This window comes from Arthrobacter sp. lap29 (assembly GCF_032458965.1).
GTDB lineage: Bacteria > Actinomycetota > Actinomycetes > Actinomycetales > Micrococcaceae > Specibacter > Specibacter psychrochitiniphilus.
The window spans coordinates 40,907-64,000 of sequence record NZ_JAUCEK010000001.1 but is presented as its reverse complement, the minus strand read 5'-3'; the positions used below and the strand labels follow the sequence as shown (position 1 = coordinate 64,000).

Annotated in this window: 23 protein-coding genes; 9 read left to right on the top strand and 14 right to left on the bottom strand. The window is 58.3% G+C overall.

Features of this window, described 5'->3' with window-relative positions:
* Positions 1-177: 177 nt before the first annotated feature.
* The 4 genes from RY113_RS00255 to RY113_RS00240 form a co-directional block, all read right to left on the bottom strand.
* Positions 178-1,824: an ABC transporter substrate-binding protein gene (locus tag RY113_RS00255; protein WP_110107234.1), complete on the bottom strand. Its 1,647-nt coding sequence runs from the start codon at positions 1,822-1,824 to the stop codon at positions 178-180.
* A gap of 272 nt (positions 1,825-2,096) precedes the next feature.
* On the bottom strand, positions 2,097-4,013 hold the full coding sequence (gene typA, locus RY113_RS00250) for a translational GTPase TypA (protein ID WP_110107235.1): 1,917 nt from the start codon (positions 4,011-4,013) through the stop codon (positions 2,097-2,099).
* A 371-nt stretch (positions 4,014-4,384) separates the two neighbouring features.
* Positions 4,385-5,032, bottom strand: coding sequence for a hypothetical protein (locus RY113_RS00245; RefSeq protein ID WP_110107236.1), 648 nt, complete (start codon positions 5,030-5,032; stop codon positions 4,385-4,387).
* A gap of 50 nt (positions 5,033-5,082) precedes the next feature.
* Positions 5,083-6,888, bottom strand: coding sequence for an ABC transporter family substrate-binding protein (locus tag RY113_RS00240; protein WP_315912885.1), 1,806 nt, complete (start codon positions 6,886-6,888; stop codon positions 5,083-5,085).
* 97 nt (positions 6,889-6,985) lie between these two features.
* Between RY113_RS00240 and RY113_RS00235 the strand changes: the two genes are divergently transcribed.
* The gene (locus RY113_RS00235; protein WP_110107238.1) at positions 6,986-7,270 is read left to right on the top strand and encodes an NAD(P)H-binding protein; all 285 of its coding nucleotides are present in this window, start codon (positions 6,986-6,988) and stop codon (positions 7,268-7,270) included.
* 352 nt (positions 7,271-7,622) lie between these two features.
* Here RY113_RS00235 and RY113_RS00230 read toward each other — a convergent pair whose 3' ends face one another.
* From RY113_RS00230 to RY113_RS00215, 4 genes are read right to left on the bottom strand one after another with little or no spacing between them, the layout of a single operon-like run.
* Positions 7,623-8,204, bottom strand: a complete 582-nt coding sequence (locus RY113_RS00230; RefSeq protein ID WP_110107239.1) for a hypothetical protein — start codon at positions 8,202-8,204, stop codon at positions 7,623-7,625.
* Positions 8,201-9,085, bottom strand: coding sequence for an endonuclease/exonuclease/phosphatase family protein (locus RY113_RS00225; RefSeq protein WP_245932278.1), 885 nt, complete (start codon positions 9,083-9,085; stop codon positions 8,201-8,203). The genes RY113_RS00230 and RY113_RS00225 overlap by 4 nt, the downstream gene beginning before the upstream one ends.
* Complete coding sequence (locus tag RY113_RS00220) at positions 9,082-9,915, bottom strand: glycosyltransferase family 2 protein (protein WP_315912884.1); 834 nt, start codon at positions 9,913-9,915, stop codon at positions 9,082-9,084. Before RY113_RS00220 ends, RY113_RS00225 begins: the two co-directional genes overlap by 4 nt.
* 42 nt (positions 9,916-9,957) lie before the next feature.
* Complete coding sequence (locus RY113_RS00215) at positions 9,958-10,185, bottom strand: hypothetical protein (RefSeq protein WP_315912883.1); 228 nt, start codon at positions 10,183-10,185, stop codon at positions 9,958-9,960.
* 85 nt (positions 10,186-10,270) lie between these two features.
* Here RY113_RS00215 and RY113_RS00210 point away from each other — a divergent pair, with 85 nt between their 5' ends.
* Genes RY113_RS00210 through RY113_RS00200 form a run of 3 tightly spaced genes read left to right on the top strand, consistent with a single transcriptional unit; the run spans position 10,271 to position 12,309 of the window.
* A complete protein-coding gene (locus RY113_RS00210) occupies positions 10,271-10,963 on the top strand; it encodes a histidine phosphatase family protein (RefSeq protein ID WP_315912882.1) in 693 nt (230 codons plus the stop codon).
* Between the two features lie 24 nt (positions 10,964-10,987).
* Positions 10,988-11,542: a DUF3090 domain-containing protein gene (locus RY113_RS00205; RefSeq protein ID WP_110107243.1), complete on the top strand. Its 555-nt coding sequence runs from the start codon at positions 10,988-10,990 to the stop codon at positions 11,540-11,542.
* Positions 11,542-12,309 carry an SCO1664 family protein gene (locus RY113_RS00200; RefSeq protein ID WP_315912881.1) on the top strand — a complete coding sequence of 256 codons (768 nt, stop codon included), beginning with the start codon at positions 11,542-11,544 and terminating at the stop codon, positions 12,307-12,309. Before RY113_RS00205 ends, RY113_RS00200 begins: the two co-directional genes overlap by 1 nt.
* Here the strand turns inward: RY113_RS00200 and RY113_RS00195 are convergent.
* Together RY113_RS00195 and RY113_RS00190 are read right to left on the bottom strand one after the other, a co-directional pair.
* Complete coding sequence (locus tag RY113_RS00195; RefSeq protein ID WP_315912880.1) at positions 12,283-12,747, bottom strand: hypothetical protein; 465 nt, start codon at positions 12,745-12,747, stop codon at positions 12,283-12,285. The genes RY113_RS00200 and RY113_RS00195 overlap by 27 nt on opposite strands.
* Positions 12,748-13,350: 603 nt before the next feature.
* Entirely contained in the window at positions 13,351-13,791 is a 441-nt protein-coding gene (locus RY113_RS00190; protein WP_110107246.1) for a YtoQ family protein, read from the bottom strand.
* 549 nt (positions 13,792-14,340) lie between these two features.
* On the opposite strand from RY113_RS00190, the gene RY113_RS00185 reads away from it, so the two are divergent.
* Positions 14,341-14,751: a TA system antitoxin ParD family protein gene (locus RY113_RS00185; RefSeq protein ID WP_110107247.1), complete on the top strand. Its 411-nt coding sequence runs from the start codon at positions 14,341-14,343 to the stop codon at positions 14,749-14,751.
* A gap of 3 nt (positions 14,752-14,754) precedes the next feature.
* Positions 14,755-15,321: a zeta toxin family protein gene (locus RY113_RS00180; protein WP_315912879.1), complete on the top strand. Its 567-nt coding sequence runs from the start codon at positions 14,755-14,757 to the stop codon at positions 15,319-15,321.
* A gap of 708 nt (positions 15,322-16,029) precedes the next feature.
* On the opposite strand, the gene ychF is transcribed toward RY113_RS00180, so the two are convergent.
* Entirely contained in the window at positions 16,030-17,115 is a 1,086-nt protein-coding gene (ychF, locus tag RY113_RS00175) for a redox-regulated ATPase YchF (protein ID WP_110107249.1), read from the bottom strand.
* Between the two features lie 107 nt (positions 17,116-17,222).
* Here ychF and RY113_RS00170 point away from each other — a divergent pair, with 107 nt between their 5' ends.
* A complete protein-coding gene (locus RY113_RS00170; protein ID WP_315912878.1) occupies positions 17,223-18,485 on the top strand; it encodes a DNA recombination protein RmuC in 1,263 nt (420 codons plus the stop codon).
* A gap of 73 nt (positions 18,486-18,558) precedes the next feature.
* Here RY113_RS00170 and RY113_RS00165 read toward each other — a convergent pair whose 3' ends face one another.
* Positions 18,559-19,638 (bottom strand): 4-hydroxy-3-methylbut-2-enyl diphosphate reductase, encoded by a 1,080-nt coding sequence (locus RY113_RS00165; protein WP_315912877.1) that lies wholly within the window; start codon positions 19,636-19,638, stop codon positions 18,559-18,561.
* 10 nt (positions 19,639-19,648) lie between these two features.
* A complete protein-coding gene (locus tag RY113_RS00160) occupies positions 19,649-20,482 on the bottom strand; it encodes a hypothetical protein (RefSeq protein WP_315912876.1) in 834 nt (277 codons plus the stop codon).
* A 161-nt stretch (positions 20,483-20,643) separates the two neighbouring features.
* On the opposite strand from RY113_RS00160, the gene xseA reads away from it, so the two are divergent.
* Together xseA and RY113_RS00150 are read left to right on the top strand one after the other, a co-directional pair.
* Positions 20,644-21,960 carry an exodeoxyribonuclease VII large subunit gene (xseA, locus tag RY113_RS00155; protein ID WP_110107253.1) on the top strand — a complete coding sequence of 439 codons (1,317 nt, stop codon included), beginning with the start codon at positions 20,644-20,646 and terminating at the stop codon, positions 21,958-21,960.
* Positions 21,957-22,184, top strand: a complete 228-nt coding sequence (locus RY113_RS00150) for an exodeoxyribonuclease VII small subunit (RefSeq protein WP_110107254.1) — start codon at positions 21,957-21,959, stop codon at positions 22,182-22,184. The genes xseA and RY113_RS00150 overlap by 4 nt, the downstream gene beginning before the upstream one ends.
* A gap of 54 nt (positions 22,185-22,238) precedes the next feature.
* Here RY113_RS00150 and RY113_RS00145 read toward each other — a convergent pair whose 3' ends face one another.
* Positions 22,239-23,093, bottom strand: a complete 855-nt coding sequence (locus RY113_RS00145; RefSeq protein ID WP_315912875.1) for a PPK2 family polyphosphate kinase — start codon at positions 23,091-23,093, stop codon at positions 22,239-22,241.
* Between the last annotated feature and the right edge of the window lies 1 nt (position 23,094).

Sequence of the window (23,094 nt, the reverse complement as noted above, 5' to 3'; positions counted from 1 at the left end):
CCTGTTCACTAGCTGTCTGTGTGCGAACACCGCCCGTGGGTTGTAGTTCGCGAGCAGTCGCAATGTATGAGTGTGGCAGGGCATGGTTTAGGGAACGAAAAAAAGGGAACCCGGGTCAAGGCCGGGTCCCCCTTTTTTTCATGCCATAACTATGTCCATGCTTGGGTGTCGCCGTTGTTACTTAGCGGTGACTTCGTAGTACAGCGGAACACCATTCCAACCGAAGGGCACGGTGTTGACGTTCTCGCTCCACACGCCCTGGACAGCCTGGTACCACAGGGGGACAACCGGCAGGTCCTTGAGCAGGATTTCTTGGGATTCGTTGAACAGCTTGTTGCCGGCTTCAACGCTTGTCGCAGAAAGTCCTTCCTTCAACTTGGCGTCAAAAGCAGGATTGCTGTAGTTGCCATCGTTTGAGCCTGCACCGGTACCGTACAGCGGCCCGAGGAAGTTGTACAGCGACGGGTAGTCAGCCTGCCAGCCGGCTCGTGAGGCACCGGTGAGCTTCTTGGAGTTGACCAGCGCGCGCATTTCCTTGAACGTGGCGATCGGGTTCAACTCTGCCTTGATTCCCAGGTTGGTGGAAATCTGGTTGGCCATGGCCGTGATGTATTCCTTATTGCCGGCACCATCGATGTTGGAAGAGATGGTGAAGACCTTGCCTGCGGGCCAGGGACTGATAGCGTCAGCCTTTTCCCACATGGCCTTGGCCTTAGCGGCATCAAACTTCAGGACATCAGCACCGGGGAGGCTGGCGTTGTAGCCATCCAAGACCGGTGAGGTGAAGTCCGCAGCAACCTTCTTGTTGCCATAGAAAATCTTGTCAATGATCTGCTGGCGGTCAATTGCCATGGAGATGGCCTGGCGGCGCATCTGGCCGGCCTCGCCCTGGAATTCCGGCAGGTATGACGGGATGGTCATCGTGGCATTACCAGCGTAAGGCTGGTTGACATTGCGTCCGTCGAAGTCAGTCTTGAAGTTCTGCAGGCCGCTCGGCGGCACCTGGTCCAAAATATCCAGGTTGTTGGACTGAACCTCGGTATAGGCGGAGTCCATGTTGTTGAAGATCTTGAATGTCACGCCTCCGTTCTTGGCCTTGCGTGGTCCATTGTACTTCTCGTTGGGAACCAACGTGATGGAAATTTCGTGCTTCCAGCCGTCCGCTGCCAGCTTGTACGGGCCGTTGCCAACGGGGTTCTCACCGAATGACTTGGTGTTGTCATAGGCCGTAGCGGGTAGCGGGTAGAAGGCTGTATAGCCAAGGCGAAGCTGGAAATCCGATTCCGGCTGTGCCAGCTCCACCGTGAAAGTTGTATCATCTACAACCTTCAGGCCTTCCATCTTGTCCTCTGTGGATCCTTCAGCGGAGACCTTGTCGTAGCCCTTGATGGACTCGAAGAAGTAGCTGTTCAGCTGCGCGTTCTTGGCTGCGGCACCGAAGTTCCAGGCATCCACAAAGCTTGCTGCAGTGATGGCACTGCCATCACTGAACGTCTCACCGGACTTGAGCTTGATGGTGTAGTTCTGGGAATCCTTGGTCTCAATGGACTCCGCAAGTTCATTGACAATTGCACCATCGGCGTCGTAGCTAACCAGTCCGGAGAAGATCAGGTCCATGACACGGCCACCACCTACTTCGTTGGTGTTGGCTGGCAACAGTCCGTTGCCAGGCTCGGTGGTGTTCGCTGTGATCACCTTAGTGGTGTCACCACCGGCGTTGCTGCCGTCTGTGCTGTCATTGCTGCTACCGCCACCGCAGGCGCTCAGTGAGAGGGCCAGTACAGCCGCAACTCCCAGCGCTTTGTACGTCCTTGTGAAACGCATTCCGCCTCCTTATTTGAGATTTACTCGAGCCAAAACCCGGTTGTACCGGATACGGAATTCATCATTGAACCCGACAGTGTCTTAACTCATACTCATAGAGGCTATCGTCATTGGTTACTGGCAAGTACCACTAAACGCTTTCGACGCGGATCGTAATAGAGATGAGACCTTGACCACAGCCATGGTAAATGGCCCGAGGACATAGTCTCAGGGCAGAAAAAGGGCCTGCCTACCCCGCTTTTGCAGGATGGGCAGGCCCTTTGGCCAAGCTGTTAGGCCTTGGCGCGGGCGCGGAAAGCCTTGGCACGGTCGCCAGCGTTCAGGATCAGCTTGCGGATACGGATGGACTCCGGGGTGACCTCAACGCACTCATCTTCGCGGGCGAATTCCAGGGACTCTTCCAGCGTAAGGTTGCGCGGCGGGGTCATGTTCTCGAAGGTGTCCGAGGAAGCTGCACGCATGTTGGTGAGCTGCTTTTCCTTGGTGATGTTCACATCCATGTCATCGGAGCGTGAGTTCTCGCCAACGATCATGCCCTCGTATACCTCGGAGGTGGGCTGCACGAAGAAGTTCATGCGTTCCTGGAGCTTGATCATCGCAAACGGGGTGACAACACCAGTGCGGTCAGCAACGATCGAGCCGTTGGTGCGGTACTCGATGGGGCCGGCCCACGCCTCGTAGCCTTCGGAAATGGAGGCAGCAATACCGGCACCGCGGGTGTCGGTCATGAAGCGTGTGCGGAAACCGATCAAGCCGCGGGCCGGAACAATGAACTCCATGCGGCACCAGCCGGTGCCGTGGTTGGCCATGTTGACCATGCGGCCCTTGCGGGCTGCCAGCAGCTGGGTGACGCCGCCCAAGTATTCCTCGGGTACGTCGATGGTCATGTGTTCCATCGGCTCGTGAGTCTTGCCGTCAACCTGCTTGGTCACAACCTGCGGCTTGCCAACAGTCAGCTCGAAACCTTCGCGGCGCATCTGCTCCACGAGGATGGACAGAGCCAATTCGCCACGTCCTTGTACTTCCCAAGCGTCAGGACGCTCGGTGGGCAGAACCTTCAGGGAAACGTTACCGATGAGCTCGCGATCAAGGCGGTCCTTGACCTGGCGTGCTGTGACCTTGGCGCCCTTGACGCGGCCGGCCAGCGGGGAGGTGTTGATACCGATGGTCATGGAGATGGCCGGCGGGTCAACCGTGATCAGCGGCAGCGGCTGCGGGTTGTCAATGTCGGTCAGGGTCTCACCAATGGTGATGTCTTCAATACCGGCTACAGCAACGATTTCGCCGGGGCCAGCCGATTCGGTAGGAACACGGGTCAGTGCCTGGGTGGCCAGCAGTTCGGTGATCTTGACGGGCTTGATGGTGCCGTCGGCACGGGCCCAGGCAACGGTCTGGCCCTTGTGCAGGGTGCCGTTGAAGATGCGCAGCAGAGCCAAACGGCCCAGGAAGGGGGAAGCGTCAAGGTTGGTGACGTGCGCCTGCAGGACACCCTCGGGGTTGTACTTGGGAGCGGGGATGTGCTCGATGATGGTCTTGAACAGGGGCTCAAGGTCCTCGCTGTCCGGAGCGGAACCGTTTTCGGGCTGTGTCAAGGAGGCACGGCCCAGCTTGCCGGATGCGTAGACAACCGGAACGTTCAATACGGCGTCCAGATCCAAGTCCGGAACTTCGTCCGCCATGTCAGAAGCCAGGCCCAGGAGCAGGTCCATGGACTCTGCAACAACCTCGTCGATGCGAGCATCGGGGCGGTCGGTCTTGTTCACGAGCAAGATCACGGGGAGCTTGGCCGCAAGTGCCTTACGCAGCACAAAGCGGGTCTGCGGCAGCGGGCCCTCGGAGGAATCCACGAGCAGAACCACGCCGTCAACCATGGACAGACCGCGCTCAACTTCGCCACCAAAGTCGGCGTGGCCGGGGGTGTCAATGACGTTGATGGTCATGATTTCACCGTTGGCTGACGGGCCGTTGTAGGCAACCGTGGTGTTCTTGGCCAAGATGGTGATGCCCTTTTCGCGCTCCAGGTCCCCGGAGTCCATGACGCGCTCAGCAACGTTGCCGTGTTCGGCAAATGAGTGCGTTTGCTTGAGCATGGCGTCCACCAGGGTGGTCTTGCCATGGTCAACGTGCGCCACGATGGCGACGTTGCGCAGGTCATTGCGCGAGGCGGTGTTGAGAGAAAGATCGCTCATGGATGAAGACTCGTTTCAGTTGGGCCCGGCTGCAGGCCCGGAAGGGCTAAAGCAGAAAGTCACATTGATGGTTGGCCGTGAAGAATCGGCAGATAACACTATTCTAGTCGCACTGACAAATACGGCCTAGTCACTTTATCCCATGATTGGCAAATTTTTCACCACAACTGCCATCAAAGCCACCTTGAAAACACCTACAATGGCGGATTCCCGCCGCAAAAGCACGACAGCGTTAGCTAAGTTTCGTGACGAAACTCACCTCTCGCCGTCGTGCTTGGGTACGGTCAGCTGTGGTGCTTGGCCACCTGCGCGGTACTGGAAGTCCACCTAGCTAAAGTTCCCCGGGCAAGTCAGGGACCGGGGGCCGGCCATCAGCTCTGGTTCAGGGCTTTGACCGCGGCCTCGCCAGGTGTTGTGCTCCCATTTAGAACAGTAAGGGTGGCTTGGCCACCTTGTGTCAGCGGCGGTCCTGCCAGTTCAGCAGTTCCGTCAGCATTGACCTTGACCTTTGCCACTAGCGCCTCCTGGCCCTGGCGGTGACGACGCACAGCTATTAAGCCGCCACCCTTGCCTTTGGCATCGGCGGCAGCACTGGTGATGGTTTGCGCCACGAATGCCAAGGGGTTAAGCCCGGTCCGCAACGGCACACACAAGTACTGACTCAAGGGGCGTGAAAACAGTGCCGCCAAACCGTGCGGAGAATCCACTACATAAATTGGCAGGTCTGAGCTGGCCCCGTATTGAGTGATCTCAAACCACTGCTCGGCTGTGGAAAGAATAACGGAGAGGACCAGGGCGCCGCCCACTAAGTTGATGCCGTTCTGCTCTGACGCTGCCATCTCACGCACGTCCAGCGTAGTCAGGCCGGCACGTACCAGATCACTGTCCTGAGGCAGATCAGCCAAATCTAGGACCCTGCGGCTCAGGCTAGCGCCCTCCCCCGGGTTGAAGGAGAGCAAGGCCAGAACTTCGTGGCTAGTGATCCGCAGAGCACTTTCCGGGATAGCTTCAGTAGTCAAAACTTTTAGGGTCCTTTAATAGTGCACAATATGCGGTGCCGATCTGGCGGCTATTTGACGTAGACCCAGTGGGCAATGCTCTCCCACGGACCAATGGCCAGAGGAGAGTGGGTCACACCGGAGACGTGTTTCCCAGTCGCGCTGAGGGTACTGCGCTGAAATAGCGGAAGCCCGTATCCGGCGTCCATGACCAATTTATCAATTTGCATCTTGAGCGCGTTCTGCTTGGCCCCATCAGGATTGACGGCCAATTGCTCGGTCAGCTGATCCACCACGGTGTTGGAAAAGTTGTTGAAGTTTGAAGGGGCAGCTGTACGGAAAATTTGGGGCACCTGGTCGGAACCCGTGGGGTTGCTGGTCCAGCCATACAGCGCCACATCAAAGGCACCCGCCCGCAGGGCTGCCATCCATTCTTTCGAGCTCTTTCCGGCATCCATCACAGTAAAACCGGCCTTGGCGGCAGAGGCTGCCACTAATTGATACTCGGCAAGGCGTTCCGGGTCATCGCGGTTGTAGAGGACGCGAACCGTGGGCTTGGCGCCGTCGAGAAGTTCTTTGGCGGCTATGAATCCGTCAGGATCCACACCGTCCGGGGCAAAAAGCTTGCTGCCATTGCTCCCGGAGGATTCCTTGTACGGCACCTCCACGGGACGGAACACGAAGGAATTGAGCACCTCGGCCTGGGGGTCCAGGGGTGCAGCTACTTGGTCAATAATGTCTTGGCGCGGCACTGTGTGCAGGAATGCCTGGCGGATTTCCAGCGGAGCAAAGACACCCTCAAAGTTCAGCACCAGCTGATCGAATCCGAGTCCTTGTCCCTGCTGGATCTTGACACCGGAAGATGTGAGTGCCTCAAGTGCGCTACTTCGCTCGGCGGTCATGGGCGGGGATATGACATCTGCTGTCCCTGCAGCAAGGGCAGCCACCTGTTTGTCAGGATCGGACTCGTATTGCACGGTGAGGGTGTCCAGGTTCGGAGCGTCACCCCAGGTGTAATCGGCGTTCCTGGTCAGGATAAGTTCCTTATCCTTGGTGATGCCCTTGACCAGAAACGGGCCGTTGGAGAGGGCCAGAGACGGGTTGGGCATGCTGCGGGTATCAAAACCCGTATTCCAAAAGTCAGCCACCTTGCGTAGCGTGGGGTTCGGTGGAATCTGCTTGGTGGGGTCCCCCTGCTGCACGCTCTCCAGCACGCTGGACAGGGCAGGAGCATCAGCCAGTCCGGCCCGGACGGCCACAATGTGCGCTGGAATGGACACCGTGGAACCCAATGCCGTCTCCCAATCGGAAAATGCTGTGGTGTAGGTCAGAGTCAGCGATTTCCTGTCATCACTAATGACAGGGCGCTCGGTTTGCGCCAGTCCTGAATGATCGCCGGCTGAATGGAAGTATGCGGTCCCTGAGGTGACGGAGAAGTTCCCGTCCAGGACGGCGTCGTTGTACCAGCCTGAGAGCGCAGCCCACTGGAGCATCAAATCATCGGCGGTGACAGGTTCCCCGTCTGACCACTGCACACCGTCATTGATGGTGTATTTGATGGTCAGGGGCTTGTCCTTGACCTTTTCATACTTGCCGAATTTCTCATTTTTGACGATCAACAGATCACTATCCACGGTGTTGAAGCCCGAATGCGTAGCTGCCTCAATCCGCGTGTTCGTTGCAGACCCGCCAGTGACACTCGATGAGTTAAAAGAGGAGAAAGGAGTGCTCTCCAGAACGGTGACATTGCCACCCACTGTGACCGTGGGCGAGGCGCTGGATTCGTTGGGCACAGGCTCTGTACCAGTGCAGGCACTCAGGGTAAGAGCTAGGGCTGCGGCAGCAGTCAATACTTTAAAAATGCGTCCGAGCCGCATTCCACCTCCAGGTTTTCGCTTCAATATGGTCTCCGGGAGCACATCAGCTTCTAGCCGGTCCCGGGAATAATCCTGATTGCTAGAGTACCGCAGCGTTATGAACGTCAGTCGTACCCTGGCCCGAGACACCGCAGCTCAGCTAACAAAGGTAATCACGGTTTCTCGCAGCGGCCTGACCCCGGAGGGAACCCTAGCCATCCAGGGCGACACCAGTAATACCGTGTTCGTAACGGAGGCCAGTTCCGGCTCCGACGCCGTTGTGGTCACCGTGGGCGGCACGAAAGGTGAGGCGCAACCTCACACAGCGGTCACCCAAGCAGTCATTGCGGCCAAGCACGCTGCGGGACTGTACCGCTTAGTTGTGCACTCTCATCGGCGCTGAACTGGGCCTTGGCCCGGCCCACGGGTCTGAGTAAGAAGCTGCACCAGGGGCAGGGAGGGCGCTGGAGGTCTCCAGCGCTGAGCGTTTGGCCGGAACCGTTACCCGAGCAGATCTAGCCGGATGCCTGCTAGGGATCCTCGGGGATGACTCCACCATTGGTAAAACTCTGAGCATCAGCGCCTGATCAGCAACGCCATTGCTGCAGGACCTCCATTTTTGATGGCCAGTGCATCGCCCCGATCGCCCGTGCGAAGAGACTGCAGTTGCTCAGGACGTACCAGGAGGAGCCATCAGGGTAGGTTTCTTTACAAAATACTTTGATACGGCCTCGGCGCAGTAGCGGGTCCTTTTGCTACGTTGCGTCTTTTCTGAGAAGGGGAATAAAGGCCACCACAAATCCGGCGGCGAGGGATCCCAAACCACCCATAGCTATGTCACCGATGGTGTCATCGTAAGCAATAAAGATTTGATCGCTAATGAATGCTCGGCCAAACCACTCCACCATTTCCCAGAGAGCACTCAGCGCTAGCCCCATCATGGCGGTCAACACTATTCCAGAACCCTTAGTGAAGGTGGTCCCGCGCGGATCAGGAACAACTTTCCCACGAGCCAGCAAAAGGTACAGGCCAGCGGCGATCACCCCATTGCCAGCTAGATGAACCACCAGATCCCACCAGCCGATGCTGGTGTATAGATCAAAAATATTGCTCCATGCGGCGATCAGTAGCGTGGCCACAAAAACCATGTCCATCCCGGCGCGCATGCCTAAGAAGCGCGGGGCCACGAAACCGGGCAAGGCGAAGGCAATAATTCCAGCGTCGCTCGGCTCGAAAAATATCGCGGTCACCACCACACTCAACACAGCAACGAACCGCAGAGCCTCGGCCACGAAATCCATAGCACCATGGGGACGGCGCAGAAAATTCTCAATCATGGTTGGTCGCCACTCTGATCAAATTCCACCACGGCATGAACGGGCAGGTGATCCGATCCCCATCCGCCGTGGTGCCGGTTGGCGTTGATGCCCGCTCGTTCCACGCGAACTCCGGTGGAAACCAAAATCCAGTCAAGACGTGGACCGTTGCGACGCGGTTCCCGGTAGGAGCTGAAAGTTCCCCACTTCTCACTAACCCTCGTCTGCGCGGCGTCCCATGTGTCAACCAGTATGCCGTCCGAGAGTAGCTCAAGTAGCGGCGGCGATCCCGTAGCGGCATTGAAGTCCCCGGTCACTACCGTGGGAAAGCTGCTGGCTGCAGCCAACTGCTTGATGGCACGGGCGGAGCTCAGACGTGAGCGTCCCGAAAGATGATCTAGGTGTGTGTTGATGGCCTGAAAATGGTTTCCAGTGGCGCGGTCCAGAAAGATCCCAGTGACCACAATGCGGGGAATAAGGTTTCCCCATGACCTGGAACCGGCGTGTGTGGGCTGATCAGAGAGTGCCCGTTGTTCCCATTCCAGAAGTTTAAGCCGTTTGGAGTCAAAAATCAGCGGGCACCTTTCCCCTGCGCCATGGGGTCCCCGGCCGTGTCCCACCGCCTTGTATGTAGCTCCCAGAGACTCTTGAACAAACGCGACCTGGTGAGGCAGCGCTTCCTGTATGCCAATAAGTAGGGGGGCTTCTTGGTTAAGAAGCGCGCGGATTCGCGGTGCCCTCTGCTGCCAACGGTCGGCTGAGCGTGTGAGTATGCCGGGGACGTGGCGGCGAACATTCCAGCCCATGATGTGAAGTGCCTGCACAGGCACCTCACCAATCAAGGCCATTGCTTCCGAGGGCGCCGTCCCACGATAATCTCCGCCAACGCTTCTCCCACTCATTGGAACGCACCAGCGTTACTCCCGGCTCTGCGACTCCTCGCTGAAGCCAGCCTGCGCCATCGTCGTGGGGGAAAATCATGCGGCCAATGAATCAGGACCGTGCGGAACCCCCGGTGCGTCCGCCTTAAGAACTCACGCGCGCTTTTGAAGGGGCGCATTGACATACCCATGGCAGCGGAGCGCAAATATCTCACTCTATGGTGCTCACCCAAATGGAAGGAAAGGTCGAAATCATCGTGGAGCTCACAATCGCGCCGATGTGCCGAACTACTCACAGATTCCCAAGCTTCCCGTCGCATGGCCAGATTTGAGCCAAAGAGCGGCCGGTGTCCCAAAGCTGGCATAGCAGCTAACCAGTAGACCGTGAGGTAAAGGACGGCCAGCGGGGTGCGTAAAAATGCTGGGCCATCGATAAAGCGTGCCGTTCCGGTCAACGCGGAAGTCTGAGGGCTGTCAGCGAACGCCGTCACAACATCTTCAATCCAAGACGTCGGTGGCACACAATCAGCGTCTAAGCGGAGAATGAGATCACCGCTGGCAAAATCGTAACCACGGGAGCTCGCTGCCGGGATACCCGGCTCAGAGCAGCTAATGAGTGTTGCGCCAGCAAGACGGGCAGTCAGCGCTGAGTCATCAATTGAACCGTTGTCCACCACAATGATCTCGTTGGCTTTTATGGACTGCGAGTGCAGAGCAGCAAGACACCGCGCCAACAGAAGGCTGTCATCCTTGACAGGTATCACCACAGAAACGCGGGGCCGTGGTTCTTGACGTGGTGGGCCAAAAACCACATCTTGGGCCTTGGCTTCTGGCTGTGAATCTATGTTCATCTACTCAAGGCTACTGTCTTTGGAGTGTGGGCGCTGCCAGCGTCAGAGGCGTGGCTTCCTGTTCCAGCGCTGGTGGATAAGCCCGCTGCGGGTACCGATGGATTCAACCGTGAACTTATTTTCTAGGTAGGCTACGTAATCCCTGAGGCAGGCACCGAAGCCGAGCCTTACATCATGTACGCCAGAAGCATCGTGGGCCAGCGTCACCTCATATCCGGAAGCAAATCCGTCCGAAGAAACAAACAATCCATGTACCAGTGCTTGGGTCATAGCGGCACGCTGAACCAGGCCAATAAGTTGCTGACATGAGGCTTTTGGTCTGGGTTGCTCCACGCAGGGTGGCTAGGCTGGTTCCATGGCGACAGTTATTCTTGTGCGGCACGGCCGCACCACAGCAAATGCCACTGGACTGCTCGCAGGCCGGGCAGCGGGCGTTGATCTGGACCAGATTGGGCGCGACCAAGCGGCCCAGACCGGAGAGCGGCTCGCGGCGGTGCCCCTTATCGGGGTGGTTTCGAGCCCTCTTGAGCGTTGTCAGCAGACCACCCAGTTCATCCTCGATCGCCAACCTGGCACACCCGTTTTGCTGGTAGATCCGGCTCTCATCGAGTGCGATTACGGCCAATGGCAGGGCCGCACACTCAGTGATCTAGCAACCGAGTCTCTGTGGCCCATGGTGCAGTCGCAACCATCCGCCGTCGTATTTCCTGGTGGTGAGTCAATGGCCGCGATGCAGGCTAGGTCTGTTGCAGCAATTCGACGACACGATGCAGCCTTCGAAGCCGAACACGGGCAAGAAGCCGTGTGGGTTGCGGTCAGCCATGGTGACATTATCAAGTCCATCCTTGCCGATGCCTTCGGCATGCATCTTGACCTATTCCAGCGCATTAACATTGGTCCGGCCTCGCTATCGATCGTGCACTACGGGACTAGCAGACCGAGCGTCTACGCAACCAACACCACCGCAGGCGATCTCTCGTGGCTTTCCAAAGACACCCTCGCGGGTGATGCGCCGGTGGGCGGCGGCGCGGGGCACAAAGCGCCATGAACCAAAAGTGCCTAGAATACAGATATGCCTACACATATCCACGAATTTGACTGGCCAGACCGGGCCGTAGTTGGCACCATTGGCGTTCCGGGAGCGCGAACCTTCTATCTGCAGGTGCGCGCCGGGAAACAGATTGTGAGTATTTCCCTCGAGAAGCAGCAGGCCGCTCAGCTAGGGCAGAAGATCGACGAAATTCTCGACCAGCTCATCACCATGGAGGGCAACCCCTTCAGCGTTCCCACGAGTACTCCGATTGAACTTGTTGACAATGACCAGCTCGAGGACGTCCCGGAGCAATTCCGTACCGGGGCCATGAGCTTGGGGTGGGACCCCACCACGGCCCAGGTTGTTATTGAGGCCCACCCCATCACCGCTGACGATGGTGATGAGAGCGAGGAATGGCTTGAAGAAGCCGGCGATAACGACTCAGAAATGCTATTGGTACGAATGCCGGTTGGCACCGCCCGCGCCTTCGCCCTGCGGACACGCGAAATTGTGGGCGCTGGGCGCCCAGCATGCCCACTCTGCGGTTACCCTATAGACGCTGACGGGCACGTCTGCACCCTTCCCGAGGTCTGATGGCAGCACCGAACCTGGCCACCTCTGAACTGATCCTCACTGGCCGCATCACGACGGCGTCAAACGCCACATTCCTGGGCAGCATTGGTGATGTGGTGGTTGTTTATAAGCCGATAGCAGGCGAAAATCCGCTATGGGATTTTCCCGAAGGTGCCCTGGCACACCGGGAGGTGGCCGCGTACCTGGTCTCGCAGGTCTTCGGCGGGGACATTGTGCCGCACACGTGGCTGCGCGATGGACCGCTGGGCGAAGGCATGGTCCAACTCTGGCAGGAGCAAGATCCCAAGCAAGACGCCGTGAACCTGCTCCCAGTGGACCGTGTGCCGGCAACTGGTTGGAAGCAAGTCCTCGAGGGACGGGATGAAAGCGGATCCATGGTGGCGTTAGTTCATGAAGACTCCCCCGAGCTGCGACGAATGGCGGTTCTGGACATCATCATCAACAACGCAGACCGCAAAGGCAACCACATCCTGGCAATGCCGGACGGCCGCCGGCACGGTGTGGACCACGGCCTCACTTTTCACCGTGACCACAAGCTGCGTACGGTTCTGTGGGGCTGGCTGGGAGAGGATCTAAGTGCGCAGGAGCTCGACGGCGTAGATCGTGTCAGCGAAGGACTCCACGGTGAGCTGGGCCGAAACTTGACGGACTTGCTCACTGCTGAGGAGATCACATCCCTCGCTGCGCGGTGCGCACGGTTACGTTTGACAGGGCGGTTTCCGGCTCCCAGCGGTGAGATGTCAGCGGTGCCTTGGCCCCTTTTCTGAGGGAATTGCCTTCTTAGGGTCATCGCTGTAGCCGGGCGTGATGATCATTGCCTCGTGTGTCACTGTGGCCCCCAGGACCTTGCCACTGTGATCCAGAAACACAACATCAACATCGCCCAACCCTGTCCATTGCTCTTTGCTTGTAGCGTCAGGAAAGAAGCACCCCAGATCATCGAGGGCAAAAATGATGTCCCGGCTGTAGGCATACCGGCGTTTTACCGCGGCCCGGCGCGGCCGAGCATAACCGTTGCCTGGGCCAACACCAACCGTTCTGCTCGATTCAAGGTTCGCTAGCGCCCCAATCAGCGGATGATCTTCGTCCCCATTGTTGAAGACAAATTCAATATGCGCGGTCTCCCGGCGCAACGACTGCATCCAGGCAGACTGGGCAGCGCGCGACATCGTTTCTCCGACCACAGGGGGCGCCACGTTTTCCATATCCTTACACTCTCCTTGAGCGAGACACATGTACACCGCCCCATGTTACGGCGAAGCGCGAACTTCCGTGATCTACTTTCAGATGGTTGGGTTACCCACCCCCGCAGTGCAGAGCAGAGCAGTGCAGTGCACTAGCCCCACGGCACAGGATGCTGGATTACAGAGTCCTCTATAGGCAGCGGATCCACTGCGCACTCAACTACCTCAGCATGAAAAGCCCACCGAGCCTTCAAGTTCGCCAGGATCAGACCGATACCAGCAACCTTGCATTAGCCGTGACCCATAAATGGGTGCAGTTCCTAAACTATTTTCTTGCGCCTGAGTGCGTGGGCTTGGTTTTCTGCCGCTAAATTTCGTAGAAAGATTGCCGATGATGCTGCGGCAAGACAGAAGCCCCATACCTTTGCGGTGATGGGGCTTCTTGCATTTTGAAAGCTGTATAGGAACATGGAAAGAGAGCCAGGGGTGAAACAAACACGGGTCTAAAATACGGAATCTTGGGCTCCCATCCGTGTCAAAATTGGGCTCCAAAGCGCGAGAACTCAACGAACTAGACGTTGAAGCCGAACTCCACCGAATTCTGGCAGCGAGCAACCGCGGGGCTTACGCCTTGAGCACGTACTGCAGGGTCTGCACGACCTGCTCGGTGGTCTTGCACCAGGCCTGAGCACCGGCGTCGACCTCCTTGAGGGGGTGGATGATATCTTCATCGTGCAAAGTAACGTATGGCTTGCCCAGTGCGGCGCAGTAGCCGGCATCGAAGGCAGCGTTCCACTGTTTGTACTTGTCCCCGAAGCGGACCACCACCAAATCACTCTGTTCAATCAGGGTGCGCGTGCGGATGGCGTTGACCTTGGAGGACTGGTGATCACGCCAGAACTGGCTGGGTGTCTCACCGAGATGGTCGCCTGCGGCGTCGCTTGCGGGATGGTCGGTCACCGGCGCGGTAAATTCCACGTCCAGCCCGGCGGCCTGTGCACCGCTCTGGATCTGGTCACGCCAGTCGGTGTGAATCTCACCGGAAAGATAAACAGTAAAACTCATGCTTGGATACTCCTTCATAAATACTGGACGGATCTGAGAGTGGTCTTCTTGTTAACCATCTACTAGATCAGCGGAAAGATCCAACGGCCGCGCCAGGGTGGAACCCGCCGGGTGCTCTGGCGCTACAGTACGGGTTAGCAACGTTACTGGTCAGACGCTGAAGCAGAACTCAGCCGCCGTGTCATCAACGAAAACCAGATCATTGACTTCAGCCAAGACAAAGCTCTCCGTATGACCCGTGCGTGCCACCGGCGTGCTTGAATCCTTGATGCCATGGTCTGGGCTGAGCGGGGCACAGGCGAACAGGCGGCCTGGGCAGCACCTCATCGAGCCCGTGATTCCCGCGTCAACTCGCGGGTTTCCAGTGCAGGATCATAAACCCTGTGCATTTCTCCATTATTCAGAGGTTATGACTCCATCGCCACGGACAGTGGCCCCCGCACACCCCAGCGCCCTGAAAGTAAAATAGACTGCTCAACCTGACGAGCCTGAACTCGACTAGCTGTCTCAACGCTAGCCACACATGTAGCAAATTACTACACTAGATGCATGAGTAATACGATGCCAATGAGGGTGGATGGCGCCCTGTTCGACGCGGCAAAGGCCCTAGGTGCTGTTGCGAGCCGCAGCGCTGCACAGCAGTTCAACCACTGGGCACGGATCGGGCGCGAGCTTGAAGCTAGTCCAAGCACGAGCCTGCGCGACATTGAGCACGTTCTCGCCGGAGAAAAACCATACGATGACCTCGGTGAGCGGGACCAAGCAATAGTCCGGGCGAACTGGGATGAGCAAGTGACCGAACGTCTGGCCAGCTTGGATTTTGCTGCTGAATTCTCCCAGGCGGGGCGTTCTTGGACAGAGGTGGACGAGCATGGCGCCGTCGTCGTGCACGGTGGCAACGAGCACGCCAACAACCGCTCTCGTTCCACTGGCTCTGCTCCCAACGACCCGGACGCCTAACAGGTGCCGATCCTCCACCTCATCGCCGGGCCGAACGGTTCCGGCAAATCCACCTATGTCGAGCGAATCCTGCAACCGGTGACCCATCTGCCGTTAGTGAACGCGGACCTGATCGCCGCTAAACGCTGGCCGGGTGCCGAGATGCAGCATGCCTATGAAGCCTCACGCGCCGCAGCCGACGAGCGAACACAGTTGTTGGCGGTCAGGCGGTCATTCATAACTGAGACGGTGTTCAGCCACCCGAGCAAACTCGATCTGATTCAGGAGGCCCACAGCAGCGGGTACCTCGTCCAACTTTACGTAATGCTCCTCCCCGTCGATGCGAGCGTAAATCGCGTTGCCGAACGCGTTCAGTGCGGTGGCCACAACGTGCCCGAGCAGAAGATCCGCGATCGTCACGCGCGGCTGTGGGAGCTGATCGCGACTGCGCGCTTGGTCGCAGACCGCACTGAGTTCTTAGAGAACAGCACAGCAAAGAACCCCTTCCGACGCGTCGCCGAATACGAACGCGGACGGCTTGTAGGCGAGCCAACTTGGCCAAACTGGACACCCGAGGCGCTTACCGCCTAACGTGTCTCCCGACGGCGGGATGAGCGTCCTGTGGGGTCGCGGATTGGAAACAGCCATCACAGACTCGGTGGCGGCGTGTCCTGGGATGATGACCGGCGAACTGACCAACTTCCGTTCACGCCCAGTCACCGAAGTGCTCCGTCGAACCTAATCTGACTACGAGGTTGCAGGCCTGTTTTGCGACGACCATGCGCTCGGGATAGGCGTCTGACTAACCAGCGCGTGATCCGCCGGACGCCAGCTTCAAGTCCTCTGCCCGTAACGCAGCGCCATAGCGCTACCACCCTTGATTGTTCCCCCATGGAGTAACTGACCAACCACGACCAAGGCCAAGGCCAAGGCCAAGGCCATACTGACCGTACGCCCCTGGGCCAACTGATCGTAGCGAGTATAGGGAGCGTCCAACACGCGCTACAGCCCGTAAGCGATATACCCGTAGTAGATCGAGTGCCAGCTCATAACAGCGGCGGGGGCCGACGGCGCCGAGGCTGCACAGAACTAACGAATGGAAGGGCTGCGGAAAGCAGAATTGCTACTGTAACGAATACAGGCTTGAAGGCGGGCGCAGCGTCAGCAGGATGCACCATTTCGAGCTCACACGGCCCAGAGTAGACAATGATATGCCACCAGTCCCGGCCCACACCCGCGGACGAAGACGCCCGGGTTGCAAAGGCAACCCGGGCGTTTCACGAAGCAGTCCAAACACGACTAGACGTTGAAGCGGAACTCCACCACGTCGCCGTCGTGCATGACGTATTCCTTGCCTTCAATGCGGACCTTGCCCTTGGCCTTGGCCTCGTGCATGGAACCAGCCTCGATCAGGTCATCGAAATGGACCACCTCGGCCTTGATGAAGCCGCGCTGGAAGTCAGTGTGAATGACGCCGGCAGCCATGGGCGCGGTGTCGCCCTGGTGAATGGTCCAGGCCCGTGTTTCCTTGGGGCCGGCAGTCAGGTAGGTCTGCAGACCGAGAGTGTGGAAACCGACGCGGGCCAGCTGGTCCAGACCGGACTCTTCCTGGCCGCTCATCTCCAACATTTCCCGGGCTTCTTCTTCGTCAAGTTCAACAAGATCGGATTCGAGCTTGGCGTCAAGGAAGATGGCCTCCGCCGGGGCCACCAAGGCGCTCAATTCTGCTTGGCGCTCCGGATTGCCCAGCACTGCATCGTCCACGTTGAACACGTAGATGAATGGCTTCGCGGTGAGCAAGCTCAGTTCAGACAAGTGCTCCATCTCCAACTTGTCACTCTTGATGGAGGAAAAGATGGTGTCACCGCGTTCAAGAACAGTCTGCGCCGCAAGGATAGCTTTCAGCTCGGCTGGGTCGCGCTGCTTGAGCTTAACGGCCTTTTCCAAGCGCGGAATGGCCTTTTCAACGGTCTGCATGTCAGCCAAGATCAGCTCGGTGTTGATGGTCTCCATGTCGGAGCGGGGATCAACCTTGCCGTCCACATGGATAACATCCGGATCATCGAAGACCCGGATGACCTGGGCGATGGCCTCGGCTTCGCGGATGGTGGCCAGGAACTTGTTGCCGAGGCCTTCACCTTCCGAGGCGCCCTTGACGATGCCGGCAATGTCCACGAAGGACACCACTGCGGGCAGCAGGCGCTGTGATCCGAAGATCTCTGCAAGCTTTGCCAAACGGGGATCGGGCAGGCTGACAACACCAATATTGGGCTCGATCGTGGCGAACGGGTAGTTCGCTGCGAGCACATTGTTGCGTGTCAGTGCGTTGAAAAGGGTTGATTTGCCGACGTTGGGCAGTCCGACGATGCCAATAGTAAGAGCCACGGTATGTGATTCTACCGTTTGCCCGCACTTTAAGCTTATTCACCCGGTGCGCGGCCCGATGCGCGGCAAAATCCAAGAATGTCAGTGCCCCGTGCGAAGGTGGTTCCATGAATGGAATTGGCTGGCTTGTAGCTATATTAATGTTGGTGGTTGGCGCCGTACTCGGTGCTGCGGCAGTGGCGTGGGTGCTGATGGCGCGGCTGCGCGCCGCGAACGAGGAAGCCGATGCCGCCCATGAGCGGGCCTCCGCGCTCACAGCGAATTTTGCAGCTGCTGATGCCGAGCGCCGGCTCCTAGCCTCGCAAAATTACGCCCTGACGGCGCAACAGGGTTCCGATTCCCACGTATTGCAGGCACTGGGTCCGGTCTCGGAGAAGCTCAATGCTGTCCAGCGTCAGGTTTCTTTGCTGGAACGCGACCGTGTTGAACAGTATGGCCAACTCGCGGAGCAGCTTCGTGATGCGCGGGACGCTGACGCCAAATTACTGGCCACAACCTCCTCACTGGAGGCCGCCTTGCGTTCCAACAGTGTCCGGGGCAAGTGGGGCGAAGTCCAGCTGCGCCGCGTGGTGGAAGCTGCCGGCATGTTGGCCCACGTGGACTTCTTCGAACAGGTCCACTCTTCAACTGATGACGGCGTGCACCGCCCAGACATGGTGGTGCGGCTGCCCGGCGGCAAGGAACTGGTCCTTGATGCAAAGGTCCCCTTGGCTGCCTTCCTCAACGCGCACGACGCCGGCCCAACAGACAGCGCCGCATCCGCACAACACTTGGCTCGCCATGCGAAGGCGGTTAAGGCTCACATCGATGCCTTGGCCGGCAAGAAGTATTGGAGCTCAGCGCTGAACTCCCCCGAACTGGTTATTTGCTTTGTTCCGGTGGAATCCATCCTTTCCGTAGCTTTGAGCGCAGATCCAGAGCTTCTTGACTACGCCCTGTCCAAGAACGTGGTTCTGGCATCTCCCATCTCCCTCATGGCCATTCTGAAGGCGGTGGCTTTTAGCTGGCGCCAGGACGTGCTGACCGAAAGCGCCAAGGAACTCTTTGAACTCTCAGCCCAGCTCTACACACGTCTAGGCACTATGGGAGAAGCAGTCTCTGCCGTGGGTGTTTCACTGAAAACCAGTGTGGACCGTTACAACAAGCTCGTGGGCACCCTTGAGGGCAGAGTTCTGCCCACGGCCCGGAAGCTCAACGCACTGGATCCCAAGACCTTGGAGTCCCCGGCTCAAGTGGAAAACACTCCACGCCTGCTCACCGCTCCAGAATTCAACACACGCGATTTTAGCTCTTCTCAGCGCAACACCGCAGCCGGGTTCAGCACCGATGAAGAGTTCAGCACCGATGGAATCGATGCTGTTAGCAGTTAGCAGTTTAAGAGCAGAATGGCCCGGTCCTCAGTGGCCGGGCCATTCTGTTTTTCATGCTTTTCTTCGCGGATTTTTACAGCAGATTGGAGCTGCGCACACCTTTGTAGTCAGGATCACCAGCCGCCTTCATGGTGGCCCGTAGTTCCTTGGGCAGGGAGAACAAGATATCTTCCTTAGCCGTGACGACTTCCTCCACGGTGGCGTAGCCGTAGTCGGCGAGCAAGAGCAACACCTCTTGCACCAGAACCTCCGGAACAGAGGCACCACTGCTCACACCAACGGAGGCCACACCTTCAAACCAGGTCTCATCAATTTCGTGAGCAAAGTCAACACGGTAGGAGGCTTTGGCGCCGTATTCAAGGGCCACCTCAACCAGACGCACTGAGTTGGAGGAGTTGGCCGAACCCACCACGATGACGAGGTCCGCCTGCGGGGCGATCTCCTTGATGGCACCTTGACGGTTGGTGGTGGCATAGCAAATGTCATCGCTGGGCGGGTCCTGCAACTTCGGGAACCGGGCCCGCAAAATCTCAACAATCTCCATGGCTTCATCAACAGAGAGCGTGGTCTGCGAGAGCCAGATCAAATTCTCCGGATCCTGCACCTGCACGGTGCGGGCTTCTTCCGGGTTGTTGACAATGGTGGTGCTTTCCGGGGCTTCCCCGTAGGTGCCTTCAACTTCCTCATGGCCTTCATGGCCGATGAGCAGGATGTGTTTGTTTTCCTTGGAAAAACGCACCGCCTCTTTGTGGACTTTAGTCACGAGAGGGCAGGTGGCATCAATGGTGCGCAAGCCACGGTCAGCAGCTGACTGCACCACGGCCGGTGAAACACCATGAGCGGAAAAGACTACCAGGGCCCCTTCGGGCACTTCCTCGTTCTCTTCCACAAAGATCACACCCTGAGCTTCCAGCGACGTCACCACATGGACATTATGGACAATCTGCTTACGCACATAGACAGGTGCTCCGTGGTGTTCCAGCGCCTTCTCCACCGCGATCACTGCACGGTCAACACCGGCGCAGTAGCCGCGCGGCGCTGCCAGGAGAACGCGTTTTTCCCCGGTCACCGGGGCAGCAGCAGCCACCTCTTCGGGCGACCTGCGACGACGCGGAACGACGGGCATTGACAAGGAAACGGCAGTGGTGCTCATACCCATCATCCTACGTGGTGCGCGAGCGCTTAATTATGAGAGCTGCACCACCGCACACAGCCAACACCCCAGCTGCAATAAGTGTGGCTGTTATACCGCCCTGCCAGCTATCCCGTGCCAGTGCTCCCAGTTCACGCCCAAACTGTTGTGCAACTTCCGGGCCCACTGCCAGTCCGGCCAAGGTGCTCTCCACAAACCCCGAACCCATCAGCCACAGCAGGGCAACGATCGCCAGCCCTACACCCCCAAGAATGAGCGTCAATGCACGCCGCTTGGCGACCACCACGCCCAAGACAAAAAGGACTGCTGCGATGAGTGCCAGCCATCCCGACCATGCTCCGAGGATGGTCATTATGGGCAGTACCTGGGCTACCTTGGGCTGATCCGCAGTTACCACCACGTCTTGGGGTGTTGGCAGCGGAACGCCTATATTCTTGGTGACGTTATCGGCCACCAGCTGAACCAGCGGGGCAATGTCCAGTTTTAGGTCCCCCTCGATGTCGTTGTTTCCAGCTGCAGCGAAGGTGAGGTTGTGGCTGCGTTGCAGAGTCTCGGTCCAAGCCTGCTCATAACCGGGATCGGTGTAAATTGCCCGGGCGGCAGTTTTGATCAGCGCCCCCGCAAGGTCGTTGAGCATCGGTGGCAGGTTTAAAGAAGCCGTGGCTTGTTCGCTCACCAAGGCAGTTAGGCCCTCTTGAAAGTCCTTGTTATTGCCCAGCGGACCCGCCAATTGGGTGAATCCTGGACCGTCAACAACGTTGCGCTGTAGCCACAAGGCGGGGCCGGCAACGGCGGCCAGTAGCAGAGCTACGATCACAAGAAGAGCGGAAGCTGCACTGCGCATTAGAGGTCCCCAAGCTACGTTTTCATCCCGATGGTAGCTGCCAATTCTAGTGCAAGACTGTGGATAGCTGCGCTTCCGTGTCAGTGCGTGAAGATACAGTTGTATCAAGCATCAGGGCCTGACCGAACCAGCCACCCGGAACAAAAGTAAGGCGATACCTCATGGCGGAAGCACCGGAGCGAAAGGTCCTTGCGCCTACGGCTGCGCAGACCACTGCCGAGAACCCATGGCCTTTGCAAATGCTGAGCCAGAAGTTAAAGGCACACATTGAAAAGGCTCCCGCAACATGGGTTGAGGCGCAGGTTATCGAACTGAATAAGCGCGCCAATGTCAGCTACCTTACGTTGCGTGACATTGATGCAGAGGTGTCCCTGAGCGTCACTGTGTGGGGTTCGGTACTGAGTAGGTTGGAAGCGCCGCTGGAGCGAGGCTCCCGCGTGGTGGCACAGCTCAAACCCGATTTTTGGATCAAGACCGGCCGCCTCTCCATGCAAGGCATGGACATCCGGCCCGTTGGGTTGGGCGATTTGTTGGCCCGCATTGAAAAACTGCGTCAAGCCTTGGCCGCCGAGGGGCTCTTTGATCCACGCAGGAAGAAGCCACTGCCACTTCTCCCCCACCGGATCGGTCTCATTACGGGACGTAACTCCGATGCCATGAAAGATGTCCTGCGCAATGCCTCGCTGCGCTGGCCGGCTGTTGAATTTGAGGTGCGTGAAGTCGCGGTCCAAGGTGTCAACGCTGTCAGTGGCGTCATCGCCGCCCTAGAAGAGCTCGATCACGACCCACGGGTTGACGTCATTGTTATTGCCCGCGGTGGCGGATCCTTAGAGGATCTTTTACCGTTTAGCCACGAATCTCTGGTTCGCGCTGTTGCGGCCGCGAAGACCCCGGTGGTTAGCGCCATCGGCCACGAGGCCGACCGCCCACTCCTGGACGAGGTTGCTGATCTACGGGCGTCTACCCCCACTGATGCTGCCAAACGAATCGTGCCTGACGTGGGTGAGGAATTGCAGCGCCTCGGTCAGGCTCGCACCCAGCTCAACCGCCGCATTAGGGAGCTGTTGGAGCGTGAAACTGAGCGGTTGGCGTATCTGCGCACCCGCCCTGTCCTGGCCAACCCCCACGTAATGTTGCATTCCCGGGCCGACGACGTCGCCGCACTGTCCAGCCGGGCCTTGACCGCCGTGCGCACCCAGGTCGGCAGACACACAGACCAACTGGTGCACTTGAGGGCTCAGGTCCGGGCACTCTCACCCCAAAAAACCCTTGACCGGGGATACGCGGTAGTCCAATTAGAGGACCGGAGCATCGTCAGATCTCCCGCACAGGTTTTCAACGGCACACCATTGAAGGTTCGTGTTGCCGGCGGAGATTTCACTGCCCAAGGAAGCGGCCCCATCGCCACCCACGAGGTAGCCCCAACGGCAGTAGCCACAACAGATTTAGCCACCACACTTACAGAGGATCAGACATGAGCCCCGCAGCAGCACCCGCGCAGAACGCAGACATTGCAGCCCTCAGCTATGAGCAGGCCCGTGAGCAACTTATGGGAGTTGTCAACCAACTCGAAGCCGGAAGTTCCAGTTTGGAAGACTCTTTGGCCCTGTGGGAGCGTGGCGAAGCCTTGGCTCAACGTTGTGAAGAGTGGTTAGAAGGCGCCAAAGCCCGCCTGGACGCAGCTCGATCCGATAACCAGTAATGGGGATAGCCCGGGTGGTCTGCTGCGAGCGCAGATATTCCCGGGCCACCCGGATTAGGCGTGCTTCAACCGGGCCCGTTCTACTTCCAAGTCGAAATCGCCAGCCGGCCATTGCAGATTCAACCCGCCCAGTGCCTTGATCAGGATTTCTTGAACAGCAATGCGGGCATACCATTTCTTATCAGCCGGGACCACGTACCAGGGTGCTATTTCCGTGCTCGTCTTCTCAAAAACCTTTTGGTAGGCAGCCATATAGGCGGGCCAGTGAGCGCGCTCATCGAGATCCGTGGGGCTGTATTTCCAGTACTTGGTTGGATCGTGCAGCCGGGCAGAGAGACGTTGTAGTTGCTCCTCTGGACTGACGTTGAGCATTATCTTCACCACGGTGGTACCCGCTGCCGCCAATTTCGCCTCAAAGTCATTGATGGCGCTATAACGGCGTTCCAGCTCAGCTGCGTCAGCCCAACCATGAACCCGGTGAATGAGCACATCCTCATAGTGGGACCGATCGAAGACTCCCAACATCCCTGGCCCGGGCGCCGCAGGGAGCACACGCCACAGGAAATCGTGGGCAGCTTCTTCCTCCGTGGGCGACTTGAAGGTGGTGAGCTTAACGCCCTGCGGGTCCACTGCACCCACCAACCTGCCAACAATACCGCCCTTGCCAGCTGTGTCCATTGCCTGCAAAATCAGCAGTGCCGATTTTTTCCCGCCAAAACGGCTCTCAGCAAAGAGCTGCTCTTGAAGCTGCGCTAAAACTGGCGCCCGCTCGGATAGGGTTGCGGCGCCCTCGGACTTGTTTCCGGTGAAGCCCGGGGCCACATTGGTGGGCTGCTGCGCCAGGGTGAAACCTGCTCCCACGCGCAAGAGCTCGGAGGGGTGATCGGTAAAACCAAGCGGTAGGGACACG

Bases quoted from the DNA above. Each gene is read 5' to 3' on its own strand.
- RY113_RS00255 (WP_110107234.1), bottom strand. From the start codon at position 1,824: ATGCGTTTCACAAGGACGTACAAAGCGCTGGGAGTTGCGGCTGTACTG.
- typA (WP_110107235.1), bottom strand. From the start codon at position 4,013: ATGAGCGATCTTTCTCTCAACACCGCCTCGCGCAATGACCTGCGCAAC.
- RY113_RS00240 (WP_315912885.1), bottom strand. From the start codon at position 6,888: ATGCGGCTCGGACGCATTTTTAAAGTATTGACTGCTGCCGCAGCCCTA.
- RY113_RS00235 (WP_110107238.1), top strand. From the start codon at position 6,986: ATGAACGTCAGTCGTACCCTGGCCCGAGACACCGCAGCTCAGCTAACA.
- RY113_RS00230 (WP_110107239.1), bottom strand. From the start codon at position 8,204: ATGATTGAGAATTTTCTGCGCCGTCCCCATGGTGCTATGGATTTCGTG.
- RY113_RS00225 (WP_245932278.1), bottom strand. From the start codon at position 9,085: ATGAGTGGGAGAAGCGTTGGCGGAGATTATCGTGGGACGGCGCCCTCG.
- RY113_RS00220 (WP_315912884.1), bottom strand. From the start codon at position 9,915: ATGAACATAGATTCACAGCCAGAAGCCAAGGCCCAAGATGTGGTTTTT.
- RY113_RS00215 (WP_315912883.1), bottom strand. From the start codon at position 10,185: ATGACCCAAGCACTGGTACATGGATTGTTTGTTTCTTCGGACGGATTT.
- RY113_RS00210 (WP_315912882.1), top strand. From the start codon at position 10,271: ATGGCGACAGTTATTCTTGTGCGGCACGGCCGCACCACAGCAAATGCC.
- RY113_RS00205 (WP_110107243.1), top strand. From the start codon at position 10,988: ATGCCTACACATATCCACGAATTTGACTGGCCAGACCGGGCCGTAGTT.
- RY113_RS00200 (WP_315912881.1), top strand. From the start codon at position 11,542: ATGGCAGCACCGAACCTGGCCACCTCTGAACTGATCCTCACTGGCCGC.
- RY113_RS00195 (WP_315912880.1), bottom strand. From the start codon at position 12,747: ATGGAAAACGTGGCGCCCCCTGTGGTCGGAGAAACGATGTCGCGCGCT.
- RY113_RS00190 (WP_110107246.1), bottom strand. From the start codon at position 13,791: ATGAGTTTTACTGTTTATCTTTCCGGTGAGATTCACACCGACTGGCGT.
- RY113_RS00185 (WP_110107247.1), top strand. From the start codon at position 14,341: ATGAGTAATACGATGCCAATGAGGGTGGATGGCGCCCTGTTCGACGCG.
- RY113_RS00170 (WP_315912878.1), top strand. From the start codon at position 17,223: ATGAATGGAATTGGCTGGCTTGTAGCTATATTAATGTTGGTGGTTGGC.
- RY113_RS00165 (WP_315912877.1), bottom strand. From the start codon at position 19,638: ATGAGCACCACTGCCGTTTCCTTGTCAATGCCCGTCGTTCCGCGTCGT.
- RY113_RS00160 (WP_315912876.1), bottom strand. From the start codon at position 20,482: ATGCGCAGTGCAGCTTCCGCTCTTCTTGTGATCGTAGCTCTGCTACTG.
- xseA (WP_110107253.1), top strand. From the start codon at position 20,644: ATGGCGGAAGCACCGGAGCGAAAGGTCCTTGCGCCTACGGCTGCGCAG.
- RY113_RS00150 (WP_110107254.1), top strand. From the start codon at position 21,957: ATGAGCCCCGCAGCAGCACCCGCGCAGAACGCAGACATTGCAGCCCTC.